This window comes from Corynebacterium incognita (genome assembly GCF_014217255.1).
GTDB classification, from domain to species: Bacteria; Actinomycetota; Actinomycetes; order Mycobacteriales; family Mycobacteriaceae; genus Corynebacterium; species Corynebacterium incognitum.
Genome location: NZ_CP059404.1, coordinates 565,191 through 580,655, shown reverse-complemented (window position 1 = coordinate 580,655; position 15,465 = coordinate 565,191). Strand labels below are relative to the sequence as shown.

Sequence of the window (15,465 nt, the reverse complement as noted above, 5' to 3'; positions counted from 1 at the left end):
GAATTGGGCGAGTGATAGTGAAAATCTTAGTAGTCTCGCAGTACTGGTCACCTGAGAACGGTATTCCCCAGCGACGTTGGAACTGGCTCAGTGACCTTTTGATCAGTGCGGGGCACGAATTAGTTGTATTGGCTCCTCCGCCCCATTACGAGCGCAAAGTTACCTGGAGGCGCTGGGCGAAGCAAGTGTTCCGCAGCGGAAAACGTCGGGAGCCGCTCAAGAGCCGCGAAACTATCTACCGTGTAGGGTTTGTACCTGATACACGGTCCTTAACGAGCCGAATCCTCAATCAAGCAATCGTGGCATTGACGACTCTTTACGTTGGATGCAGCCTTAAGCGGACTCAAGACTTTTCACCCGATGTGGTGGTTGGTACGGTGCCAGCTTTACCCACTGCTATCGTTGCCCAGATACTTGGCCGAGCATTCAACAGGCCATACGTGATCGACCTTCGAGATGCGTGGCCTGAACTTTTGGAAGAGTCGCGGCATTGGAATAAAAGCCTCGGCCACAAGTCCTTGCGGGAAAAAGTCCTTTCAAAGGGGCCGTTGCAGCTTTTGCTTTGGACAACAAAACGCGCGCTCGATTGGTCTTTGCGAAGAGCATCCGGAGTTATTTTGACCTCCAGCGAACTTCTCAAAGAGCTTGAAGAGAAGCATAAGGGAAACGGAAAGCAGCAGCTTCTTTTAGTCAGAAACGTATTTCCTTCTGAGACCTCACATGAGCAGAAAGGTACGAGACAGCAGCACGATTCACTAAGCCAGCTAAACGTATTGTATGCAGGAACCCTGGGGCGTGCCCAAAATTTGACCAATGCTATCGACGCACTACGCGAATGTCGCGCTAACGGGTACAACGTCCATTTACGCTTCGTTGGAACCGGCGCCGCGCGAGACCAATTGGTCCGGAGCTCAGTAGATCTGAAGGATTTTATCGAATTCTTCCCTCGGGCTGAGGCCGATTCTTTAGAAGAGCATTACCTCTGGGCAGACACAGCACTTGTGCACTTGACCGATTGGCCGGCGTTACGCAAGGCTGTTCCTTCCAAACTTTATGAGTTAATGGAACATAACATACACATAACTGCTGTAGTTGGTGGAGAAGCCGCCCAACTCGTTTCTGCAGCCGACGCAGGAACGGTAGTCGAGCCTGAGAACCCATCACAACTCTCACGGCGCTGGGCACAGTTGATTGAGGAACCTGGCCTGCTTAACGTCTCCGAAACCGGGAAAGAATGGGTTACTAAACAACGGACAAACGTTACAGCGGAGCTATTGGAACGTTTTTTCGCTCAAATACGCAACGGTTGATCGCCATGTTCTCGATACAAGACAACCTTCAAAAGTGGTTTAGATTAGGCCTTACGCTGTTGGCATTGATCAGCAGAGAACCATTTCTGACTGTAGAAAAAGCTTCTGAACGTTTAAGCCAATCGAGTTTTAGGGTTGGTTTAGTTCTTAGGAAGCTTGTTGAATCAAAGCCTTGGCGTAAGGTTTCGTCTGGTGCTGAGGAAAGAATGCTTAATACAGATGCTCGACTTCTGTGTCGGCCCTTTCCTTCGGCGGGGAAAAGGAAGCCTCTATCCACCGGCGCGCCTCATGTCCTAATGCTTTTGACGAATAGCTATCCATATTCACAGTCTGGTTATGCAGAGCGCTCTCACAAAATTCTTGAAGCTATGGAAGCGGGAGGTCTTTCAGTGCTCCCAGTAACAAGATTCCAGTATCCGTATGTTGTCGGAAAGATTCCTTCTAGTTATGCGGATCGCTGGGGGACTGTTACATACATTCGTCTAACTTCGTGGTTCTTGCCGCCTAAAAAGGCTGCGGAAGATATGAAGATGGTGCGATTCCTCGTTCACCGTGCGCGGGAGTCTAAGGCTGACGTCATTCATACTACAACCGGGGACAGAAATGCTTGGATAGCAGCTCAAGCGGCCGCTATATTAGGGATTCCTTGGACATACGAGGTTAGGGGCGAGCCACACAATACGTGGCTCTCTAAGTTTCCCGTAAACCAACAGCATTTAATGCGGGAGTCTCGCTACTACAAGGCCGCTGCAGAGTACGAATTGTCAGCGATGAGGGCAGCAGATTCCGTTTTTGTACTGAGCCAAGTATCGAAAGAAGAAATTGAGGCACAGGGAATACCGCGCGAAAAGATTGTAGTAGTACCTAATTCAGTGACTAAGTCCGAAGTCGAAATCGGACTGGATCGCCTACGAACAGCTGACCCTCGACCATTTCAAGCCAAAGAGTCGGTGGTTGTTGGAACAGTTTCTTCGTTGGTTGACTACGAAGGACTCGAAGTGCTTTTGCAAGCCATTCCGTACCTCCCCCCGAGAGTCTCGTGCCTAATTGTAGGTGATGGGCGAATTCTTCCGGATCTCAAGAAGCTTGTCCGCGAGTTAGGAATTCAAGATCGAGTACAGTTTCCAGGTCGAGTGCCGGTTGAAGAGGCCGAACATTGGTATAAGAAGCTCGATGTCTTCGTGATACCGAGGAGGGATACGGAGGTCTGTCGAAACGTCACTCCTTTGAAAGGACTTCGCGCACTTGCCTACGGCATACCAGTTGTTGCAACAGATCTGCCAGCATTACGAGAAGTGACGGGAAACTTGGGTCAGTATTGCACGCCCGATGACGCGGTGGCGTTGGCGCAAGGTATAAAACAAGTCTTGAACTTAGACGGCCAGGAACTCTCGATGCTGCGGCGGGCCAGTATTGAGTGGGCGTCTAGCCGGACATGGGAATCCGCAGCGGAGGCTTTTAATAAGCGATTCAAACAAGTGTCCAACTCTGTTGTATAAGAAAACTAATATTAACTCGGCCGGACATCACCAGTCTAAATAGCTGACGGCCTCGGATTCGAACACTATTTGAGGTTTAACGTAGACGTTGCGGCAATCCTCCAAAAGGGAATTGGCTGATTTGTCCATATTCTTTGAACGATACTGTGCCCACCGTACGTACGTTTTGGAAGTTTCTGTTGCATCGTCGTCCATAATGATTTCGCCATTGTGAATCCACAGCGCTCTGTCGCAGTAGTCCTTGATTGTCCCCGCTCCGTGCGAAACTAAGAAAACGGTTCCAGAGGAATCTAGGAAAGAGTCCATTCTTTCGGTTGCCCTATCCTTGAAGGCTTTGTCTCCAGTAGAGAGAGCTTCGTCGATGAGAAGTAGCTCGCGGCGAACCTCTGTTGAAATTGCAAAGACTAGGCGAGCCCGCATTCCCGAAGAGTAAGTCGTCAGTGGCCGGTCAATCGCATCTCCGATTTCTGCCCACTCGGACACTGAGGCCTCTCGGCTTTCTACTTCTGCAGGAGAAAGGCCCATCGCAAGGAGCCCTAAACGAATATTAACTCGCCCGGAAAGCTGCGATTGGAGCGCAGAAGAAACTCCAAGGAGTGTGGGTTGAGAAGAAACGTAAATTTGCCCGGTAGTAGGCGACTCACCTCCCGAAATTAGGCGGAATAGCGTTGATTTGCCAGCCCCGTTATGTCCTACAACACCTATTGACTCGCCAGCACGGGCGACAAAAGACACATCCTTTAGTGCTTCCACCGTAATCCGATTCTTTTTTCCAAAAAGGCTAACTTCAGAGCCACTTTTTGAGAGGGTATAAGTTTTGGAAAGATTACGTGCGACAACCGTGTTCTTATTTAACATTTGAGTACCGATCTTCCGCAGCCCAGAAAAATAGAAAACCGCCAATGAAAGTGCCGAAGCTCCAACACGACAGGTAAAACCATGAGCTTGAGGGCGGGACTGTGCCCGAAAGAACACATTCGCGGACCGAGGACAAAAATCCGTAAAACGGGTTAGCTAGCATAATTTCTCGCAGCACTGGTTGGTCTGCGAATCGACTTACATCGTAAAAGACTCCGGAGAAAAAGAAGAGACCGCGTTGTAACGTCGAAATAATTCCCTTTAGATCAGGAACGAAGGCAGTAAGCCGACTGGTGATTAGAGTCATTCCAGCACTCATCACATGAATCAATATAAAGAGCGGAATTGTAAGCAAAATAGTCCAGTTGATTCCGGATGAAATTTGCAAAAGTGCGGCGGCAGCTATTGCTACGATTGCTGGGGCGATGTCGTCGATCGCCCCTTTCAAACTGGCTGAAAGAGGCACAATGGCTCTTGGAAATGAAAATGCGGAGAGCATGGCCCGTGACGACTTTATTAGCCCGTTGCCTTGGGTCAGGCCTCGCCCTAGCATTCCGAAAAAGATAACTCCTATCGTCAGAAAGCCGATGTAGTTGTCCATTCCGCGACTGACTTTAAGAATGACGCCAAACACTACCGCAAAAACCGCCACTTGGAGGAGGGGGTTCAGTATTTCCCACAGCTTTCCAAGATACATTCCCCTTCCTGCTTGCATGGCCCGACTTCGAGAGTAAGCGATTAGGAAATGCCTTTTGTCCCATATTCCGCGAAGATAGTCCCGAAGGCTCGGGCGTGCATTAAGGCTCCGCAACCCTTCGTCTTCGACGAGGATCAACGCGCTACTTAAGCTAGCGGACGACTGACTCGACCGATCGTTCATCGGCAGCAACCTTCCATAATCATTACATCAAACCGGGCTTCGCCTCGATGGTGTATTTCCCAAACGGCCTAGGCTGTAATACTAGCCTAGCGGGTTGGAATGGTGCGATAAGCAATCGTACTCAAGCTCCGCACGTTTGAGGATTTGGAAGCCCGGCGTGCTTCGGAGTGAGTCTGGGACCGAAGCCGGTAAGCTAGGTCTGTACCGAAGATTCGGAGGATTTCCTTGAAAACCATTAAGCGTAGTGCACGCGCTCTAGTTGTAACCAACGCCTATCCCAGCAAAGCAAATCTGTATCGAAACGGGTTTGTTCACAGTAGGGTGAGAGGTTATTTAGAAGAGGGGCTCGAAGTTGAGGTTTTTTACAACCACCAACCGATCGAGAATCCGTACAATTACGAGTTTGGGGGCGTGAAGGTTCGCGTTGGAAACGACCAAGAACTTGAGCGCTTAGTCGCTGCGCGCTCGTATGATGTTATTCTCGTGCATTTCGCGGAGCCCTCTCGCATTGAGCCTTTACGTCGTGCAAAGGTGTCCGTGCCTATCATCGTTTGGATTCATGGTTTTGAAGCCGAAGGATGGTATCGAAGGTGGTTTAACTTCATAGGCTCCCCCGAGTTAATCGGCGAAGCCTTAGATAAAAGAGAGTGGTACTACGAGCCTCAGAACGCGTTTTTTCGTGAACTAGTTACCGATCCAGAACTGGATGTGTCTTTCGTCAACGTATCCGATTGGTTCCAGAAGATGGTCGTAGAGCCGGATATCGGTACTGAAATCGAACGCTCGGTTACTATTCCAAATTTCGTTGATGGACAACAGTTTCCGTACTCGCCGAAACGTGAAGAGCATCGGCTTAAGATTCTAACTATTAGGCCCTTCGCCTCTTATAAGTATGCCAATGATTTGACTGTCGAGGCTATATCAGAATTGAGTAGTCGCCCTTATTTTAAAGAGCTTGATTTCACGATCTGTGGTGAAGGACGTCTATTTGACAGCCTGACGAATAGGCTCCGGAAATTCAAGAATGTAAATCTTGTTCCTAGGTTTCTCAAGCAGACAGAAATATCCCAATTTCACGAGAAGAATGGGGTATTTCTCGCCCCTACTCGTTTTGATTCCCAAGGGGTATCGACTTGTGAGGCAATGAGCTCCGGATTGGTTCCTGTATCAACGGATATCGCCGCGATTCCGGAATTTATTAATCATGGTTCCTCCGGCTTGCTCGCTCCTCCGGAAGACCCGGTTGCAATCGCAGACCTGGTGGAAAGGCTCTACTTCGACCCAGAGCTGTTTCTTTCACTGTCTCGTTCCGCGAGTCGCTCAATTCAAATTAAATGTGGACGAGAAGCAACGATAGGTCGAGAAATCTCGACGATAATGGAGAGGGTGCATGCCAATGGACGATAACTCAATTTGGGAACAGCGTTATCGTGAACTCGAAAGGACGGTTGAGCAGATAATGATCGGGCTTTCGAAATCAGGCGTAGCTCATCATGGGACCGTTGATGGCATTGTTAGGCTACTTCCAGTGCATTTGTATGGGTGCTCTGGAGTCGTTTGTGTCGCTCGGGGAACGAATTTGTTTTATGGTTTTAAGTTTGTAATGCCGGGTGGAGACGAAATCGCTCAGAGTTCCCTAGCGAATTTCATGGCGATGCCACCGGAGTGGTTGAAGCTGGAAGTCACCATAAGGCGAGAGACTGCAGAAGGAGAGATCCTCGACAGAATGGAAGTTAGCAAAAGTGAGCTTGCAGAAGAGGGTAGCAATCATGTCGAGTAAACGTATCTTGGTCGGAGGTTATATCGACCTAAATGCAGTGGACGGCTCTGCCTTTTTCATTGCAGGACTCACTTCGATGTTAGCCAGGTTTCCGAACTTGGAATTTGTGCTGGCGCCTGCAGTAGAAGTTGTGGATTGGACTGTGTTGTCCGAGGTGCTGCCGTATCCAAATGTCGAAATCCTAGATCCCAAGAGTGACTATGTGGTTAGAACGCCGAGTGGCAGCCGTCTTTCTCGGCAGGATTATGCACTCTCTGTCGCGGAAATAATTCGCGAAAGGTCCGTTGATCAGGCGATCGTGCGAGATTCTGACACTGGTAAGTTGTTGGCCGAAAATTTGGGAGACCAAGCAAGTAAACTTTTTGTCTATGTAACCGGGATATCTGCTCTAAATGGAGGGATTTCAAAGCATTTGCAAGAGTGCCTTCAGAGCCTTATAGACAGTCCATCCGGACTCTTGTTCCAGACCCCACATATGGTCGAGGTCCTTTCTCAAAACGGTGTGCAAGTCTGTGACGAGAAATACCATATCCTTCCGCCTCATGTTCCCCCTATCGGCGAACTTGAGAAGTCCACGCATACGCGAAGCACTGGTTGCAACTTAATCTATAGTGGAAAATTCTTTCCAGATTGGAACGTGGACAAGATCCTGGCGGGCTTTAAATCAGTCAGTCAAGACTTGCCACGCAACGCCCTGTCGCTCGACGTGGTAGGCAAGCATTTTCGAGATGACACTTCTAAACCCAATTACGTAGCAAACACAAAATATCTTCTTTCAAATACCGATCAAGTCACCTGGTACGGTGGCATGTCTCGTGCAAAGACAAGGCATCTAATCTCCAAATCTGATATCGGAATAAGCTGGAGAAGAAACCATCTAGATTCCAGCACTGAACTCTCGACAAAGGTTTTGGAATATGGCTCGTTAGGCAAGCCAGTAGTGCTGAACCGTACTGCGTCACACGAAGCGCTCCTCGGAAAAGACTATCCCTTTTTCTGCAACTCCATGGCTGAATACAAGCGAATTTTATCTAGGCTTCCAGACCTGGCGGAAGAAATTTTAGAAGCGGGCGACCGTTGCTTCGAAGTCGCGCAAGAATACACATATGACCGCGTTGCCGAGGGGCTACTTCTCTTCATGAATCGGTTTGAGAACGGCAATGCCGGGGACGGCGCTTTATTCGTGGCTGATGGCAGTCTCTCCGCTCAACTTGCGGTTATTGGTAAGCCCGAGAATAGCCAGCTGCAAATTGACGGTGCAGTCGCAAGGTTGTCGGTTAGGGGGGAACTCGGTCGTACTAGTTACTCTGCTCTAGAGCTCGACCGTGAAGCACTAGGCTGGAAGCAATTAACAAGCCGACTTGAACATTCACTGTTAGAAGTCACCTCGGCCGGCCAGCCTATGGTGCTTGGCCACTCGGAGACGTCTCTTTCTCAGATTAGAACTGAGAATGAACTTCTAAAACGACAATTAGCAGCCGAGAAAGCCAAACTTGACAAGGTACGTGGGGTTTTAAAGCGTCTCGATTCCGCTCCAGGTGGCTCTGTAGCGGTAAAACTCATAAAGCGACTGCAAAAGCAGGTTCTGAAGTGATAGTTCCTATGGTGATTCGTTAGCGGAAGCACGGAAGGAGCACTTCGAAAAGACGTGTTAAATTGAGTAATAGGTTCATGCGGATGATTCGCATGGCTTTTGGGGATTCCTTTCTAGGAAACGTTTGAACAAAGAGGGCGCAATGAAAAATTTGGCAGCAGGAAAAATTCAAGCAGGGATAATCTTAATTGCTGCGTTGATCGTTGTTTATGGAGTTTTTGCTTTTCCGGGATTCACTGGGCGCATGGCTCTGGCACTAGGAACCGTACTATTCAGTTTTGCGTTTAGTATTCAACTGCTTTGGTCTCGTAAAATGGAAGGGCTACGGCGGAAAGAGCAGCGTGAAAACACGAAAGCGTTGAAGCCACTGGCCAAGCTTGCGTCATTGCAGAAGAAAGTAGCTCTTCTTAAAGACACATCCGAAAGTTCGTTTTCGGATTTGAACCAAAAGATTCAAGAGCTCGAGTCTGGCATTAATTATCCCGGCAGTGCAGGGGTGCCCGGGTCTTCAAACGACTATCTATTTCCGTTCACGGTGTCAGCTCATGGCGCCACTTCGAGGAATAGCCATATGCCTGGGCGTAACGCAGCCGGACAAGATGACCATCCCAAAACGCCTTTAATTCTGCGTGGGTTATTGGAAAGCGGAGAAAAGAAAATTGTGGTTTCCGGAGTTTTTGACGAGAAAGTTCGCGGGGCTCTTGCAGATAAAGCAGAAATACGAGGCTTTAGTCTAGCGGAGGCTCCTGGAGCTTTGGGTATTCCTGCACTTTACCTTGTTATTCAGGAATCTGAGCTCGAAAAGGGAGCTTGGGCTGGAATCTTGGATGCGCAAGGAACAAGCCGGTTTAGGAAGCTAGTTTCTGCCATGAGAACAAGTGCGAATGAAGGAACAGTGGTTGTAGTTATCGCAGATGGTGTCCCCAGCCATATGACGGGAAGCTTGCGCAATGCCGCAACACTGCTACTGTCACCCCAGGGTACTCGAGAAATTGTAAGCATTCCAGACACCGGAATAATTGCGTCAATCGCGCAGCTAATTGGAGAAAAGGACGCCTCAAATGAATAAGGCATTGGTTTATGGCGATATTAGCCCTAACGTCATCGATGGCTCGTCAGTCTGGTTGATGTCGATTACTGAAATAATGGCTGGTATTTTCGATGAAGTTCATTTGCAGCTTAAGATGGTTCCCCAAACAGACAAGCTTTTGGATGCGGTAATTCATATCGATAACGTTATTATCCATTATCCACCGAGCCATCTCCCCGAGCTAGAAGTCGAAAGCGTCGTGGGGGTACTGGAAAACATCGTTGAACAAGAACAACCTAGTGTTCTTATAGCGAGAGGACTTTCGTTGTGCAATGAGCTTTCGCGTTCTCCTCGGTTGGCTCCCGTTCTCTGGTCGTATATCACGGATTTGCCGTTCCCTCTGGAATCCACTTCAGAAAACAATCTTGGTCGTTTGAACCGGGTGGCGCTCCGTTCTCGCAAGTTGTTTGTACAAACTGAGGCTGCAAGAAGCTATCTGGAAGCGCTCACTCCCGCTGCGGCTGGGAAGACGCATCTGATGTATCCGATGATTCCTAGCTATGAAAAAAACGGGGGGTCGGAAACTTTAGATGGTCCGTTGAAGATTGTCTATTCCGGCAAGATGGCTAAAGACTGGAAGACTCTCGAAATGTTGGCAATCCCACGTCATCTGCGGGAATTAGGAATTGACGCCGAACTATATGTGATCGGAGACAAGATAAATAAGGATCGAAACAATCCGCAATGGGCAAATGAAATGAAGCGTGCGATTGTAACCGCGCACGAAGACCCTTCCAGTGGTGTTACTTGGCTTGGCAGTATGCCAAGGAAACAGGTCTTAGAACAAATTTCATCGATGGATATAGGCCTCGGCTGGCGAACAGAGAAGCTAGATTACAGTTTGGAGATTTCTACAAAGTTTTTGGAATATTCTTCACTTGGGATCCCGACGCTTCTCAATAGAACCCTGGACATGGAAAGAATGCTGGGGGTGGACTACCCATTCTTTACTCAAGCTTCGGCGACTTCCAAACAGGCTGCACAGCAAATTGCTGCCAGCATTGGCCAGCTGGGTCGCCGTAATGGAAAGCTCCAAGAAGCGGTGAAAGACTATTCAATGTCTGCTGCTCGAGAACGCTTGCACGGCTATTTCTTATCGGCGGGAGCTATCGGAGATAACCAAGGGGCAGTCACTGAGCCGTTGAAGATGGCAATCGTCTCACATGACTTTAAATTTATGGGCGAATTGGTTGACTCACTTTCAACAGATCCAAACTTTATTCTACGCCAAGACGCGTGGGACACCTTAAGAGACCACGACGAAAAGCATAGTCTGGAAGTTTGTGGGTGGGCTGACGTAGTTTTTTGTGAGTTCGCCGGGCCCTTCTTGAACTGGTACGCACAGAACAAGCGACCAGGCCAAAAGCTAATTACGCGAATGCACGGCTTCGAAGTTCGTGGACCAGCACCCTGGCTCCTCAACCTTGACTTTGAACAAGTGGACGAGGTTATATTTGTATCGGAGCATTATCGTCGGCTGGCAGTCGAAAAATTGGGCATCTCGAGGGAACGCACCCGTATTATCTCTAACACGATCGATACCGTTGATTTTGACCGTCCTAAGATGGAAAACGCTCAATTCAACCTCGGTTTGGTCGGTTTTGTTCCGTTTCTTAAGCGGCCAGACCGCGCGATCAAACTATTGTCGAAACTAATTGAAGTAGACCCCCGTTATAACCTAAGAATTCGGGGTCGTGCACCCTGGGAATATCCCTATGTTTGGAAGGACAACGTTCAACGGTCAAGTTATCTTGAGCTATTCCAAACAGTGGCTCAAAATAGTGAGCTGAAAAGTCGCATTGTTTTTGAGGATTTTGGTTCGGATATCAGCTCGTGGTTTAGATCTATCGGCGTTGTGCTTTCCCCAAGCGAGAACGAGAGTTTTCATCTAGCTCCGGCTGAGGGGATGGCGTCGCGAGCGGTGCCTGTTGTATGGGACCGTGATGGCGCTCGAGACATTTTTGGGCATTACGTGGTCGATGGAACAGACGATGCGGTCGATAGGGTTTTGAACCTGCGAGACCATGAGACGTTCTGCCGTGAAGGCCGAATCGCACGTGACTATGCCCTTCAATGGGGCGTTGACGAACTGATGGACAAATGGAGAGGCCTATTTAGAGAATCTCATTAGATGGACAATTGAACGGTCTATTTTGTATTCCGTTCAGGTGAATCCCGACACTACTTTGAAGTGTTGGCGTACACTAACGGTAAACATGCAGTTGACGGCTCCTTCATCAACTAATTTGTGAGCCAAATAATGTGAACATTAGGCGCACACCGTGGGTGCCAAAAGTTCTTGGCAAGTTTATCTTGCGGAAAGTTGAAAAATGACTATCTTTTTGTTGGCTGTGCCTAAACCAGATCTTCGTGGCCGTAACACTGAGTCAGATCTGCGGAGTCTATCTGGCGACGTATTGCGATCAGCCTTTGCTGCGTATGCCCGAATTGTGGGCAATCATTACTGTGCTGAACCTAAGCTTAATCATCCTGGTTCGCTTGGGCGTGCATCCGTGCTCGTTTGGAAGCGGGAAAGGGAGACTAATTCAGTCCAAATAAAGAAGGACTGGTGGGCATTGTCTGCGGGACAGGACGTTGCCATGGAGCTTATCGATAGCGTCTCAAGGATTGCCGGTACTTTGCAGTATGCTGAGCCGGTCTGGGGTAGCTATGTCGCGGCATTCGGCGAGCGACATCGGGACCGCGTGACGCTATGGGGCACCGTGCCTGCCATGGAGACGGCTCACTTTGGAGAGAATCAGGATTACGTCTTTGTTTCGAATCGGCCTATGCTCGCTGCTCTCGCAATCGCAAATGGCGACGTAAGTAAAGTCGCTTTGAGTGAGGACTATCTTGACCAATATCTAATGTTGGGGTTTTCAATCGACAAGGCTAGCCCTTTCTCAGGCGTGAGTACGCTCTTGCCCGATGAAGCTGTTTCGATCCGTGCAGGAGAAATAGTCATCGAACAAGCCCCTCGGGGCTTGAATCCACATCTGCCTAAGTTTCATACCGAAGAAGAGGCGTCCGAGCGACTCGCCGCTGCACTGAAATCGGCAACGCAGCGTTGCTTTCGTCAACTGAATGGAGCGCCGATTCAGCTACGTATGAGTGGCGGTAAAGATAGTCGCTTGCTTCTTGGACTTACTAGGGACGCTGAAAACGCGGTGAAGGCGGTGAATTTCGGCCGTCCTGGTGATCAAGAGGTAACTGTTGCAAATGATCTTTGTAGGTCTGCTGGAGTCCCTCTGTTTGTTACCGCTCCAAAGCCGATGTTGGGAACGAGCACCACGGACAAAGTGAGCCTAACTCTTCGTCTTTCTGACGGCATACCTGCTTCTGAGCCCCATACATCTATTTATGAGGGGGCTAGCCCTTTGAACAGCCATGAAGGCATCATGTTGGGGCAGTGGCCGTTGATGAAAGGAGGGCAGGCAAAGAAGATGAACTATACGGCAGGAGGAATTAAACGCGCATTATATGGCCAAGCTAGCTGGATGGCCAGTGAAGATTTGCTGACGAAGTACCGCTATTTTATCGATCATTGGACTGAGAACACCCCGGTTTCGATGGACCTCGATTATCTTTATATGTTTGCCCGGCAGTTTAGATCGGGACGCTGGCTCCAAGCACATATTAATCTTTTCGAGCGCGACGCAATCATTAGCTACCCGATTGCAGACAGCGAAGTTGCCACTCTGTCGGATAGTCTAACCATGGCTGAGAAGATCTCGCAGCGCGTTCTTTTCTTAGCCCTCGATAGAATCTGGCCAACCGCCAACCGGATTCCACTTTCGAATAATGGAAAATGGCGGTTCGAAGCAGGTGGCGTAAACTCCGAAATTGGCTCGGACACTTATCACCAACGTCATGCCGAAATTTGCGATCTAGTCGAGCATGACGGGCTCACGATTGATCCAAATCTTAAGTACGTCAAGCCAGTCGAATACACACAGAGGATGGCGAAGGAACTTGCGGCGGAGATCACAGTCGATCCGGGCTATCCCTTTATAAGGGAGAAATTGAGCCCTGAATTTAGGGAGGTGGTCTCCAAAGCAGCAGAAGGCGAATTTGTGATTCCAAGGGGGTCTTCTCAGCGGCAGATCGTAAAATACATTTGGAGAACGTACGTGTCTCTGACTTGGTGGAACAAATCATGGATGGGACTGAGGTCAGACTTGGGGGAATAGAGGCGCTTTCGCCAAAAGTTTTGTTTTCGTAGATTGGATAGGAGATTGGATCAATGATTCGCGCGCGGGATTTGAGTTCCTGGAACCAGATTGTCCGCTTTGCTTCGCTAGAAGAGTTTCATGAAGATATGGCGAAGGATCGGGTTGTTTTCCCAATCGGGGAATTTGTTCTGACCATTGCTTATGGAAACAGCAACCTCGATTTCCTAATCCATAATCGGGCAAGTCCGAATACTCTCGTCGTCTTCCATTCTTCGTTGTCACAGCGTGCTAAGACGACTCCGCAGCTGCCAGGAGTTGGGCTTGCCTCTGACACCGGCACAAATCTAGTTTCTATTGCTGATCCAACCATTGAGCTTGGTGACATTGACCTTGCATGGTTTATTGGAAACTCAGAGATTGGTAGCTTGCCGCCTGTTGTTGCGGGGATCTTGAACAAGATCGTTTTACAACTAGCGTCGGTACGTACCGTCTTTTTTGGCGCATCAGGTGGTGCGTACGCTGCATTGCTACATGCATTCGAATTCGTACCTGATGTTGTTCTGGCTGTGAACCCTAGGCTTGATCTAGGTGCACGCCCTTATCCCGCTTTTGGCCAATACCTTGAGGTAGCTTTCCAAGCTAAAACTAACCTTCAGCGAATCCGAGTACGGGATAAATTCGTGAAAGTTTCGATGGAAGACCTTGTAGCTCAATCCGGCCTTCCATTTGCGCTATTCATTTACCAAAATATTCAAGATCGGCAGTATCTCAGATTCCAAACCAAGCCCTTTCTTGAAGGGCTACCCGATAGGGCGAACGTCCAGATCCGTTTCGAAAGAGACGGGGCAGGGCACCGGCCGATACCGCCGGAAAAGCTGAGACACATTGTGCGTCAGCTGTGCGACATATCTAGCGTTGCTCAGGCACCGGTAGCAGATAACTTTGTGTGTCATAAAAAGGCTCTCTGCCAAATTGCATCCGGCCTGAATGCAAGAAATGATTTTAGCAGCGAGTAGGCCTATTCTTGATTGGAAATGCTACGCAGCGCAAAGCAAAAAATTGAAATCAGAATGTAGAGGAACGATGAAAAAAGAATTTGTTCAGGACCTACTTGATCACGTGTGGCAATTGCAGAAAAACACGTGGGGCGAAGGCTATACATCTGGCATCCACAATAACTGGATTCGCGCAGCACGTAATTGTGGACAGAAAATTGAAATCGAAAGAAAGAACGGCCACCCATACATCCATTTCTTTCGGCCGGATGGCAGTTTTAGGGGAACGCTGGACCCCTGGGTGCTTCCGACAACGACGCGTAGTAGCTCTCAAGCTTGTGCGTCCAAAGTAAAAACTCGTTATTTCTTGGAGCGCGCCAATGTGCCGACGCCAGAGACTCAGGACTACAGGGAAGGCGAAGCACAGAAGGCATACGAGGATTTCTTTCAGTCGGCTACGAGCAGGCAAGCTGTGGTGAAAGCCCATAATTTATCTCAAGGAATTGGCGTCTATCTCAACGTCACGCCGTCAAACTTTGTTGAAACCTTTGACTCATGTATTGAACTGCAAAAGGAGCGCAAGCGTTCCCCGAAAGTTTTGGTTCAAGAGATGCTGGACGGTTTCGAGCTCCGATGCACTGTCGTCGAAGGAGAACTTGTAGACGTTATCGCTCGCATTCCAGCGTATGTTATCGGAACAGGTCGACATTCGATTGAAGAGTTGGCGGCGCTTAAGAACGAAAGCCGTCTCGCAGATCGTTTCTTGGCGCGTCGGAAATTGAATCTTGAAGAGTACAACACAAAAGCGAAAATGCTGGCTGAGGGGATTTCACCCACGTTTGCGCCTGAGGAAGGGGAGCTCATTATCCTTTCTTCTATTTCAAACATCGCCTACGGTGGCGAAACAGCGATTGTGACTGATTTGGTGTCAGATTCGATTAGATCCATTGCTGAACGCGCAGTGGCGGCTATTCCTGGGCTCACAACGGGAGGCGTTGATGTAATGGTCAACTCGCTCGACAGCGATTCCCCAAAGGTGATTGAGGTTAACTCTTTCCCTCACGCGTATATTTCCATATACCCCACTTATGGGAATCCTACCAATCCCTTGGATTTGTATCTACAAAGATGGTTCTTGGTTGATGATTTTGAACGAGGCGACCGGAACGAATTTACTCTCGAAGAAAAAGAGTTCCTCGAAAAATACTATGCCTTCATTAAGCAAAAGCTCGGACTTGTTGGAGGCTTGTTCGTCAAGTAGCCAGACCGGTGTTTGGATTACTCCGT

Annotated in this window: 12 protein-coding genes; 10 read left to right on the top strand and 2 right to left on the bottom strand. The window is 48.9% G+C overall.

Going from position 1 to position 15,465, the window contains the following annotated elements; translation table 11 throughout:
- Nucleotides 1–17 precede the first annotated feature (17 nt).
- On the top strand, nucleotides 18–1,310 hold the full coding sequence (locus H0194_RS02700; protein WP_185176334.1) for a glycosyltransferase family 4 protein: 1,293 nt from the start codon (nucleotides 18–20) through the stop codon (nucleotides 1,308–1,310).
- A gap of 65 nt (nucleotides 1,311–1,375) precedes the next feature.
- Nucleotides 1,376–2,809, top strand: coding sequence for a glycosyltransferase family 4 protein (locus H0194_RS02695; RefSeq protein WP_185176333.1), 1,434 nt, complete (start codon nucleotides 1,376–1,378; stop codon nucleotides 2,807–2,809).
- Between the two features lie 27 nt (nucleotides 2,810–2,836).
- On the opposite strand, the gene H0194_RS02690 is transcribed toward H0194_RS02695, so the two are convergent.
- Complete coding sequence (locus H0194_RS02690; protein ID WP_185176332.1) at nucleotides 2,837–3,667, bottom strand: ABC transporter ATP-binding protein; 831 nt, start codon at nucleotides 3,665–3,667, stop codon at nucleotides 2,837–2,839.
- Entirely contained in the window at nucleotides 3,657–4,382 is a 726-nt protein-coding gene (locus tag H0194_RS02685) for an ABC transporter permease (RefSeq protein ID WP_281382555.1), read from the bottom strand. The genes H0194_RS02690 and H0194_RS02685 overlap by 11 nt, the downstream gene beginning before the upstream one ends.
- Nucleotides 4,383–4,772: 390 nt before the next feature.
- Here H0194_RS02685 and H0194_RS02680 point away from each other — a divergent pair, with 390 nt between their 5' ends.
- From H0194_RS02680 to H0194_RS02645, 8 genes are all read left to right on the top strand, one after another.
- Nucleotides 4,773–5,954: a glycosyltransferase family 4 protein gene (locus H0194_RS02680; protein ID WP_185176330.1), complete on the top strand. Its 1,182-nt coding sequence runs from the start codon at nucleotides 4,773–4,775 to the stop codon at nucleotides 5,952–5,954.
- Nucleotides 5,944–6,327, top strand: coding sequence for a hypothetical protein (locus H0194_RS02675; protein ID WP_185176329.1), 384 nt, complete (start codon nucleotides 5,944–5,946; stop codon nucleotides 6,325–6,327). Before H0194_RS02680 ends, H0194_RS02675 begins: the two co-directional genes overlap by 11 nt.
- The gene (locus H0194_RS02670; protein WP_185176328.1) at nucleotides 6,290–7,921 is read left to right on the top strand and encodes a glycosyltransferase family protein; all 1,632 of its coding nucleotides are present in this window, start codon (nucleotides 6,290–6,292) and stop codon (nucleotides 7,919–7,921) included. Before H0194_RS02675 ends, H0194_RS02670 begins: the two co-directional genes overlap by 38 nt.
- Before the next feature lie 142 nt (nucleotides 7,922–8,063).
- Nucleotides 8,064–8,990 (top strand): hypothetical protein, encoded by a 927-nt coding sequence (locus H0194_RS02665; RefSeq protein WP_185176327.1) that lies wholly within the window; start codon nucleotides 8,064–8,066, stop codon nucleotides 8,988–8,990.
- Nucleotides 8,983–11,142 (top strand): glycosyltransferase, encoded by a 2,160-nt coding sequence (locus H0194_RS02660; protein ID WP_185176326.1) that lies wholly within the window; start codon nucleotides 8,983–8,985, stop codon nucleotides 11,140–11,142. Before H0194_RS02665 ends, H0194_RS02660 begins: the two co-directional genes overlap by 8 nt.
- Nucleotides 11,143–11,341: 199 nt before the next feature.
- Complete coding sequence (locus tag H0194_RS02655; RefSeq protein WP_185176325.1) at nucleotides 11,342–13,201, top strand: asparagine synthetase B family protein; 1,860 nt, start codon at nucleotides 11,342–11,344, stop codon at nucleotides 13,199–13,201.
- Between the two features lie 53 nt (nucleotides 13,202–13,254).
- Entirely contained in the window at nucleotides 13,255–14,199 is a 945-nt protein-coding gene (locus tag H0194_RS02650; protein WP_185176324.1) for a hypothetical protein, read from the top strand.
- 67 nt (nucleotides 14,200–14,266) lie between these two features.
- Nucleotides 14,267–15,439, top strand: coding sequence for an ATP-grasp domain-containing protein (locus H0194_RS02645; protein ID WP_185176323.1), 1,173 nt, complete (start codon nucleotides 14,267–14,269; stop codon nucleotides 15,437–15,439).
- The last annotated feature ends 26 nt before the right edge of the window (nucleotides 15,440–15,465 follow it).

Coding starts and splice junctions, on each gene's coding strand:
- H0194_RS02675 (WP_185176329.1), top strand. CDS start 5,944: ATGGACGATAACTCAATTTGGGAACAGCGTTATCGTGAACTCGAAAGG.
- H0194_RS02665 (WP_185176327.1), top strand. CDS start 8,064: ATGAAAAATTTGGCAGCAGGAAAAATTCAAGCAGGGATAATCTTAATT.
- H0194_RS02650 (WP_185176324.1), top strand. CDS start 13,255: ATGATTCGCGCGCGGGATTTGAGTTCCTGGAACCAGATTGTCCGCTTT.
- H0194_RS02685 (WP_281382555.1), bottom strand. CDS start 4,382: ATGCAAGCAGGAAGGGGAATGTATCTTGGAAAGCTGTGGGAAATACTG.
- H0194_RS02645 (WP_185176323.1), top strand. CDS start 14,267: ATGAAAAAAGAATTTGTTCAGGACCTACTTGATCACGTGTGGCAATTG.
- H0194_RS02690 (WP_185176332.1), bottom strand. CDS start 3,667: ATGTTAAATAAGAACACGGTTGTCGCACGTAATCTTTCCAAAACTTAT.
- H0194_RS02660 (WP_185176326.1), top strand. CDS start 8,983: ATGAATAAGGCATTGGTTTATGGCGATATTAGCCCTAACGTCATCGAT.
- H0194_RS02655 (WP_185176325.1), top strand. CDS start 11,342: ATGACTATCTTTTTGTTGGCTGTGCCTAAACCAGATCTTCGTGGCCGT.